The organism is Corallococcus sp. CA041A, from assembly GCF_003612075.1.
In the GTDB taxonomy this organism is placed as follows: domain Bacteria; phylum Myxococcota; class Myxococcia; order Myxococcales; family Myxococcaceae; genus Corallococcus; species Corallococcus exiguus.
Genome location: NZ_RAWF01000344.1, coordinates 1 through 8,914 on the forward strand (window position 1 = coordinate 1; position 8,914 = coordinate 8,914).

Here is an 8,914-nt window from a genome sequence, read left to right on the forward strand (position 1 = left end):
GCGGGGGGACGCCCGCGCGGGCATACTGCGGCCCCGTGAGCGAGACCGAAGCGAAGGCCCCCACCCACCCCGGTGACCTGCGAGCGGCCCTGGCCGCGTGGCGGGAGGCCGTGGGCGAAGCACACGTCATCCTGGACACCGAAGCGCTGGAGGCCGCGGAAACGGCCACCTTCGCCACCACCCAGCGCATCCCCGCCATCGTGCGGCCGGCGGACACGGCGCAGGTGCAGGCGTGCCTGCGCATCGCCAGCGAGCACCGCGTGCCGGTGTACCCGGTGAGCGCCGGCCGCAACTGGGGCTACGGCTCGCGCGTGCCTCCCGGCGACGGCAGCGTGCTGCTGGACCTGGGGCGGATGAACCGCATCCTCGCGCACGACGAACAGCTCGCGTACCTCACCGTGGAGCCCGGCGTGACGTTCCGCCAGGCCTACGAGTACCTGCGAGACAAGGGCTCCTCCACGTTCATCACCACCATCGGCGGGTCGCCGGACGCGAGCATGGTGGGCAACGCGCTGGAGCGCGGTGACGGGGCCGGTCCCAACGCGGACATCTTCCAGCACGTGTGCGCGCTGGAGGCCGTGCTCCCCACGGGCGAGCGCGTGGAGACGGGCCACGCGCGCTTCCCCGGCGCCCGCTCCGCCCCGGTGTTCCGCTGGGGCCTGGGCCCGGTGCTGGACGGCCTCTTCAGCCAGTCGTCACTGGGCGTGGTGACGCGGATGACGTTCTGGCTGGCGCGCAAGCAGCCCTGGCTGCGCGACTTCTTCTGCGCCGTGAACGACGACGCCCAGCTCTGGGACATGGTGGACCGGCTCCAGGCCCTGGCCCTGGATGGCACGCTCAAGGGCAGCTTCTTCTTCTGGAACGACATCAAGGCCTACAGCATCACCCAGCAGTTCCCCTACCCCTCCGTGGGCCGCGCGCCGCTACCGGACTGGGCCCGCGAGAAGCTCCGCGAGGGCTTTGGCCGCTGGGCCATCAGCGGCACCCTCATCGCCCCGGACGCGGAGATGGGCGCCCTCTTGGAGAAGCGGCTCGCACGCGCCGTGGAAGGCGCCTTCCGCCCCCTGTCCTTCGGCCCGGTGGCCCCCTTCGGCGAGGGCACGCTCCAGGGCGTCCCCACCGAAACCAACCTCGCCATGGCCTACTGGCGCAAGCGCACGCCCAAGCCGGAGGACCCGCACCCGGACCGCGACCGCTGCGGCTTCATCTGGTGCTCCGTCGCCGTCCCCTTCACCGGCCCGGAGGCGAAGCGCGCCACGGACATCGCCGACCGCGTCCCCCGCCTCTTCGGGTTCGAACCCAACCTCGCGCTCCTCGCCCACTCCCCGCGCTGCGTCTACCTGGTCACGGCGCTCGCGTATGACCGGGACGTCCGCGGCGAGGACGCCCGCGCCCAGGCCTGCTACCGCGCCCTCTCTCGCGAACTGGCGGACGCGGGGTACCACCTGACCCGAGCCGGACTCCAGGCGCAGGACGCCGCACCGCCCGTGCGGGACGACTCCGCGGAGGTGCGAAAGCGGCTGAAGGCGGCGTTCGACCCAGAGGGAATCCTGGCTCCCGGGAGATCCGAGCCCTGAGGGCGCGGCGGATCAGAAAGAAAAAAGAGGAGCGGAAACTTTCTCGGGTGCGCCCCCGATACTCTCTCAAGTCACAAGATTTCCCACCGCGCATCGCGCCCGCCGGAGCCCCCTTCCATGGCCATCGAGACCAACCGCTACCGCCCCGTGTTCCGGAACCCCACGACGCCCGCTCCGGCCAACGGGACGCAGGTGCGCCGCGAGGTGCAGGCCCAGACGCAGAACCGGGCCCAGGGCGAGGCGACCATCGACCTGAACCGTGGCGTGCAGGGCAACCGCGTCACCACCAGCAACCAGGCCAACCCCAACACCACGACGGACATCCAGAAGCAGCTGGAGACCAGCCGCTTCGACCAGACCGTCGCCTCCGGTGAGTGGAACAAGAACTGGACCGCGGCTTCCGGCTCCCACACCTCCGGTGACGTGAACGGCAACTTCCACAACACCGTGGAAGGCCAGGCGCTGACGGCGGACGTGTCCGCGCAGGGCAACGTCTCCATCGACCCGCTGCACGGCAAGATTGGCGCCGAGGGCTCCGTCGACGTGAAGGCGGACCTGGTGCGCGGCTCCGTGGAAGGCCACGTGGACAGCGCCGTGGGCCGCACCGAGTGGGGCGCGGAGGGCAACGTGGGCGCCGAGGCGACCGCCACGGGCCAGGTGGTGCTGGACCCGCTGCACGGCCAGGCCGCTGCCTCCGTGCACGGTGAGGCCTTCGCCGGCGCCCGCGCCAGCGCGGAAGTCACCCAGGAGATTGGCCCCGCGACCGTCACTGCCGGCGCGGAAGCCTTCGCCGGCATCGGCGTGGAGTTCGAGGCCAACGTCGGCCTGAAGGACGGCAAGCTGTCCGCCAACTTCGACGTGGGCGCGGCGCTGGGCATCGGCGCCAGCGTGGAGTTCGGCTTCTCCGTCGACGTGGGCAAGGTCGGCGACGCCGCCAAGGCCGCCGTCGAGGGCGTGGGCAACGCGGTGCAGAACGTCGGCGAGGGCATCAAGAACGTCGGCGAGGGCATCAAGAACGTCGGTGAAGGCATCAAGGACGCGCTGAGCAAGTGGTAGTCGCGGGCCCCGTCCGGCCGCCTCCCACCTGAAGCTCTTCCCAGGGCCTCGTCCATCCGGGCGAGGCCCTTCCTTTTTCCCCGTTGCTCGACAGCCCCCGCCCCCTGGGGGACACTTTCCATCATGAACTCTCTGGAAACCCTTCTCGCGCAGGGTCAGGTGGCCCAGGCCAAGGCCGAGGCCGAGAAGCTCCTCGCGAAGAACCCCAACCACCGCGACGCGCTGGTGGTGATGGCCAAGCTGGCGCTGGTGGAGAACAAGGTGCCCCAGGCGGAAGGACTGCTCGCCAAGGCGGAGGCCCAGGGCGCCACGGCGGAGACCGGCCTGGTGCGCGCGAACATCGCCGCCCAGAAGGGCCAGCTCGACGCCGCCCTCAAGGCCTACCAGGGCGTGCTCGCGGTGGAGCCCAACCGCGCCGAGGCTCACTTCGGCAAGGGCATGATGCTGATCAAACAGGACAAGGCGCCCCAGGCGCTGGAGGCCCTGTCCCAGGCCGCGAAGGCGGCGCCCCAGAACCCGGTGTTCCGCTACCGGCTGGGTCAGGTGCAGCTGGAGGCGGGCCAGACGGACGCCGGCCTCGCCACGCTGCGCGAGGTCCTCACGCTGGCGCCGCGCTTCGTGCCCGCGTACCTGAGCCTGTCGCACGCGCTGTCCGCCCAGGAGAAGCTGGTGGACGCGCGCAAGGTGCTGGAGCAGGGCCTCAAGGCGGTGCCCAACCAGCCGCGCATGCTCGCATCCGTGACGGTGCTGTCCATGGCGCTGCGCGACCTGCGCACGTCCTACCAGGCGGCCTCCGCGCTCGCGGCCCAGCGCCCGAAGGACGCGGACGCCCAGGCGAACCTGGCGCAGCTGATGCTGGCGCGCGGTCAAATCGAACAGGCCCGGCACCTGTGCCAGACCATGGCGTCGCTGGGCGTCGCCAGCGAGTCGCTGAAGATGGCGGAGGCCACCTGCTTCGAGTCGCAGGAGCCGCCCGCGTACGACAAGGCCATCGCCGCGTACGAGCAGGGCATGGGCCTGGCGCCGGACGGCTGGCGCGCGGCGAACAACCTGGGCCAGCTGCTGCTGCGCGTCCCCTCGGAGCCGGCGAACGCGCACCTGCCGCGCGCGGTGACGGTGCTGGAGGAGGCCGTGCGCCGCGCCCCGGACCGCCCGGAGCCGCTGCTCAACCTGGCGCTCGCGCAGGCGCGCCTGGGCCAGGAGCAGAAGGCCAAGGAGCTGGTGCAGAAGGTGCTCGCCATGCCGCTGGCGGAGGACACCGACCTGCACGAGGAGGCCGTGCGCCTCTCGCAGACGCTGTCCAAGGCCTGAAGAAGGCCGGACGGACGGCCCGCGCTACTCGTTGAAGTCGAGCGTGGGCACGTCCTCGTCGCCGGTCGCCGACTGGTACACGTGCCAGGCGGTGGCCAGGTCCTGGAAGGGCAGGCCCACCCCGGCGAACACCGTCACCTGCTCCTGGGACGTGCGCCCGGGCTTGAGGCCCGCGAGGACCTCGCCCAGCTCCGCGTGGATGGCGGCCTCCGTGAGCCCCACCGCGCCCGCCGCGCCAGTGGAGACGCTCAAGCCGCGGTGGTCGCAGACGAACAGCGATTGCTCGAGCAGGTCCTGGGACAGCTCCGCCTTGCCCGGCTCGTCCGCGCCCAGCGCGGTGATGTGCGTGCCCGGCTGCACCATGCCCGCGTGCAGGAAGGGCTGGTGGCTCCACGTCGCCGTCACCACGATGTCCGCGTCCGCGACGGCCTCCGCCACGGACGTCTCCACGCGCACGGGCAGGTTCAGCTCCTGGTACATGCGCTGCGCGTAGGCGTTCGCGTGCGCGATGTTGGTGTCGTAGACGCGCACCTGGCTGAGCGTGCGCACCAGCCGCAGCTGCTTGAGCTGGAGCACGCCCTGGCGGCCGGCGCCAATCACCGCCACGCGCGTGGCGTCCGGCCGGGCCAGCACGTCCGCGGCCAGCGCGCCCACCACGCCGGTGCGCACGGCGGTGAGGTGGCCGGAGTCCATCACCGCGAGCAGCCCTCCCGTCACCAGGTCGTGCAGGTGCACCACGCCCTGGATGGCGGGCTTCTGCGCGGGGAACTTCGCGTGCACCTTCACCGTGTACGCGGGGATGCCGGGCACGCAGCCGGGGAAGAGCACCAGCGCGGTGCCCAACGAGTGCAGCGGCGCGCGCACGCGCTGCGGGGCCACCGTGCGGGCCAGGACGTCGGTGCGGAAGGCCTCGCGCAGGTCGTCCAGGAGCAGGAGCGCCTGGATGTTGCGGGCCACGGCGGAGCGGTTGAGCAGGAGGGTGGGCATGCTTTGACGGCCACCCTACCCGAGCATGCGCATGCCCTGGGGCGCGAACGTCCCCAGGGCTGGCCGAGCGCACGAAGGTGAACGGCGCGCCGGGCGGTGCGTCCGAGGCCCGGCCCGGAACCAGCGGCCGAGGGCTCGTGGCGCGTCTCCATCCGACGCGGGGGCGAAGCACGCCGGGGGCACCATGCGCAGACTTTTCGCGAGGGGCGGCGCGACCGGGCGAGGGGCCCGGGGAGACGGGTGATGCAGGAGCCGGATTCACACTCCGTGGACGAGCATGCGCGCAGCGGGCCTCGCCCCTCCGCGGCGGAGTTCCTGCGCGCGAACCACGACACGCTGCTGACGGAATGGCAGCAGGCGGTGATGCGGGACCTGGGCGGCAAGGACGCCGCCCGCCCTCCCTGGCTCATCGACCACATGCCGGAGCTGCTCACCGCGCTGGCGGATGCGATGGAGCTGGGGCCGGAGGCGCTGGACGAACGCATGGAGGCGGCGCACGCCGCGGCCCGGATCGACGCGGGCTTCAACCTGGGCGAGGTGGCGCAGGAGTACGCGCTGCTGCGCCGCTGCATCCTCCACCGGCTGGAGACGCTGGAGCAGCGGCTGCGGCCCGGCGACCTCACGCGGCTGGAGGAGACGCTCGACCGGGTGGTCACCCGGACGATGACGTTCTTCTGGGACATGAAGCAGCGCATCCTCCAGACGCTGGACCGCATGTCCGAGGCGACGCTGGACGACCCGGACATGGAGACGCTCCTGGAGCGCCTGCTCACCCGGCTGATGGAGTCCGCGCTCACCGTGAACACCGCGGCGGTGATGCTGCGGGAGGACGACGCGCTGGTGGTGCGCGCCGCGGTGGGCCTGGGCACGGACGAGGTGAAGGGCCTGCGCGTGCCGGTGGGCCAGGGCGTGAGCGGGCTGGCGGCGTTGGAGCGGCGGCCCTTCTTCGTCCGCTCGGCCGCCACCGACCCGCGCGTCCTCTTGGGGCCACTGCGCCGCGCGGGGCTGCGCGCGTTGTATGGCCTGCCGCTCATGGACGGCGAGCGGCTGCTGGGCATGGCGTACATGGGCTCGCGCACGGCCTTCGCCTTCTCCGACGCGGACGTACTGCTCTTCCACGCCGTCGCGGAGCGGGCGTCCGCGCACATCGCCCAGACGGAGCTGCACGCGCGTGAACACGAGGCACGCCAGGAGGCCGAGCGGTCGCTGGCGCTGCTGGACTCGCTGCTGGACGCGGCGCCCGTGGGCATCGCGTTCCTGGACCAGGACCTGCGCTACCTGCGCATCAACGGCACGCTGGCGCGGCTCAACAACAAGCCCGTGGAGGACCACCGGGGCCGCACGCTGCATGAGATGGTCCGCATCGGCGCCGTGGCCCCCATCGAGCGGGCGCTGCGGCAGGTGCTGGAGACCGGGCGGCCCGTGCAGGACGTGCTCCTCGAAGGACCGGATCCGGTGCGGGGCCGCGCGGGCGTCTGGCGCGCGGACTACTTCCCGGTGCGCACCCCGGACGGCGCGCTGCTCGGCGTGGGCAGCACGGTGGTGGACATCACCGACCTCAAGCGCGCGGAGGACGCGCTCCAGCAGTCCATCGACTTCCGCGAGGAGCTCATCGCCGTCCTGGGCCACGACCTGCGCAACCCCCTGCACGCGGTGAACGCGTCGGCCTTCATGCTGGGCAAGCTTCCGGAGCTGGACACGCCCTCGCGCCGCTCCGTGGATCGCATCCGCAAGGCCACGGCGCGGATGACGCGGATGATCAACGACATCCTCGACTTCGCGCGCAGCCGCCTGGGCGGGGGCATCCCGGTGGCACGTCAGCACGTGAACATGGAGGAGCTGTGCCAGGGGATGCTGGAGGAGCTGCAAGTCGTCTACCCGGAGCGGCCCCTCCTGCTGGAGGCGCACGGGGACGACCTGTGGGGGGACTGGGACCCGGACCGCGTGACGCAGGTGCTGGGCAACCTGGTGGTGAACGCGCTGCAACACGCGAAGAACGACTCGCCCGTCATCACCACGCTCACGGGTGAGGCCACGGACGTGGTGATGCGGGTGCGCAACGAGGGCGAGCCCATCCCCCCGGAGCTGCTGCCGCACCTGTTCGACCCATTCAAGCCGTCCAGCACGCCGGAGCAGGGCGGCAAGCAGCGCAGCCTGGGGCTCGGGCTCTACATCGTGAGTGAGATCATCCACGTGCACCAGGGCACCGTCCGCGTGGAGACCTCGCTGGGCCAGGGCACGACCTTCACCGTGCGCTGGCCCCGCGTCCCCCTGCCCCCGGGCTACCTGGAGCCGTGAGCTGGCATCACGGCGCGGCCTTCACCTCGGACGCGGGCGCGATGGCGAGCGTGTGCACGGCCTCCGCGAGCATGCGCGTGCTCAGGTCCAGCGTCTCCAGCGCGATGGATTCATCCGGGGCGTGGCCGGTGTAGGGCTCGTTGGGGAACGCGGGCCCGAAGTCCACGGCGCGAGGGAACAGCCGCGCGTAGGTGCCGCCGCGGATGGAGCCGGGCACCGCGTCCGGCGCCTTGCGCTGCCGCTGGTAGATGTCCATCAGCGTCTTCACCAGCGGGCCGGACGTGTCCGCCACGTGCGGGTCGCCCAGGTAGCGGCCGGAGCCCTCCTTCACCTGGCCACCGGAGTCCTCGCCCACGCGCTTCGCGGCGGCGTCCAGCGACGCGTTGAAGGCCGCCGCGTCCTGGCCCTGCGGCCGGCGCATGTTGACGCCCAGGGACACGGTGCCGTCCTTCACGCGCAGCACGGTGGGCGCCACGAGCAGCGGGCCCATCAGCGCGTCCTGGTACTTCAGCCCCAGCTTCTCGCCGTGGTGGTCGCCGTCGAAGCGCTTCGACACCACGCGCAGCAGCGCCGCGATGCCGTTGTCCTCCAGTGACAGACGCGAGGCCACGGCGGACAGGTCCCAGAGCGCGTTGTGGCCCTCGTCCGCGGTGGACGAGTGCACCGCCACGCCGTGGGCGGTGAGCACCACGGTGTTGCCCTCGCGCTTCGCGTCGGCCTTCAGGTCCTTGCGGGAGGGGGACTCCTGGGCGATGGCGGCCTTCACGGCGGCGAGCACCGTCTCCGGCGTCTGGCCCTTCACGGGCGTGAGCTTCAGCGTGGCGGTGCCGGGCACCTGGGTGAGGAACTCGCCCGCGCTCACGTCCACGGCGCGCGCGACGGTGCCCTCCTTCGGCGTGGCGAGGGCCGCGCCCACGGGCGCCTCCAGCGTCCACGCGACGAAGCCGGACTGCGCGGCCATCACCGGGTAGCCGGAGTCCACGGAGATGACGTGCGTGGGCTTGGGCTGCGTGTCCGCGTAGTTCTTCATGCCGGACCAGTCGCTCTCCTCGCCGTTGCCGATGATGATCAGCACCTTGCCCTGGGGCTTGAGGCCCAGGTCCTTCGCCATGGCCAGCGCGACGAGCCCGGAGGCGATGGGGCCCTTGTCGTCCTCCACGCCGCGGCCATACAGGCGGCCCTTCTCCACCACCGGCTTGAAGGGGGCGCGCTTCCACTCATGGGCGGGCGCGGGGACGACGTCGCCATGGAACACGAGCCCCAGCAGCGGCTCGCCTTCACCCCAGGACAGCTCGAAGACGTCGTTGTCGCCCACGGTGCGGAAGCCGAAGCCGTGCTGCTTCGCCCACGCCTCCAGGGCGCGGCCCATGGCGGCCACCTCCGGGTTCTTCGCGGCGGGGGCCTCGCTGCTCACCGTCTTGAAGCGGACGAGCGTCTGGGTGAGGGCCACCACGTCCTCCAGTGCACAGGCCTGGACGTAGGCGGCGTAACGCTCCGCGGCGGAGGCGCCCTTCAGGGCGGTGTCGGAGAAGCGGGCGGCGCGGGCGGCGGGCTTGCCGGCGCAGCGCGGGTCCTTGGCGGCTGTCTCCTATACACATCTCCGAGCCCACGAGACCGGAGCCTACCTCGTATGCCGTCTTCTGCTTGAAAAAAAAAAATAAACACTGTGAGGGATAGTGCCGTAC

6 protein-coding genes are annotated in these 8,914 nt (G+C 71.9%); 4 read left to right on the forward strand and 2 right to left on the reverse strand.

What is annotated here, in order from left to right:
* The 3 genes from D7V77_RS37790 to D7V77_RS37800 form a co-directional block, all read left to right on the forward strand.
* The coding region (locus D7V77_RS37790; RefSeq protein ID WP_233597479.1) for an FAD-binding oxidoreductase at positions 1 to 1,577 on the forward strand (1,577 nt) is incomplete at its 5' end.
* 117 nt (positions 1,578 to 1,694) lie between these two features.
* A complete protein-coding gene (locus D7V77_RS37795) occupies positions 1,695 to 2,633 on the forward strand; it encodes a hypothetical protein (protein WP_120581092.1) in 939 nt (312 codons plus the stop codon).
* Positions 2,634 to 2,756: 123 nt separating this feature from the next.
* Positions 2,757 to 3,944 (forward strand): tetratricopeptide repeat protein, encoded by a 1,188-nt coding sequence (locus D7V77_RS37800; protein ID WP_120581093.1) that lies wholly within the window; start codon positions 2,757 to 2,759, stop codon positions 3,942 to 3,944.
* Between the two features lie 24 nt (positions 3,945 to 3,968).
* On the opposite strand, the gene D7V77_RS37805 is transcribed toward D7V77_RS37800, so the two are convergent.
* Positions 3,969 to 4,931, reverse strand: a complete 963-nt coding sequence (locus tag D7V77_RS37805; RefSeq protein ID WP_120581094.1) for an ornithine cyclodeaminase family protein — start codon at positions 4,929 to 4,931, stop codon at positions 3,969 to 3,971.
* 243 nt (positions 4,932 to 5,174) lie between these two features.
* On the opposite strand from D7V77_RS37805, the gene D7V77_RS37810 reads away from it, so the two are divergent.
* Positions 5,175 to 7,229: an ATP-binding protein gene (locus D7V77_RS37810; RefSeq protein ID WP_120581095.1), complete on the forward strand. Its 2,055-nt coding sequence runs from the start codon at positions 5,175 to 5,177 to the stop codon at positions 7,227 to 7,229.
* Between the two features lie 7 nt (positions 7,230 to 7,236).
* On the opposite strand, the gene D7V77_RS37815 is transcribed toward D7V77_RS37810, so the two are convergent.
* Positions 7,237 to 8,679 (reverse strand): Sapep family Mn(2+)-dependent dipeptidase, encoded by a 1,443-nt coding sequence (locus tag D7V77_RS37815; protein WP_233597480.1) that lies wholly within the window; start codon positions 8,677 to 8,679, stop codon positions 7,237 to 7,239.
* Positions 8,680 to 8,914: the final 235 nt, after the last annotated feature.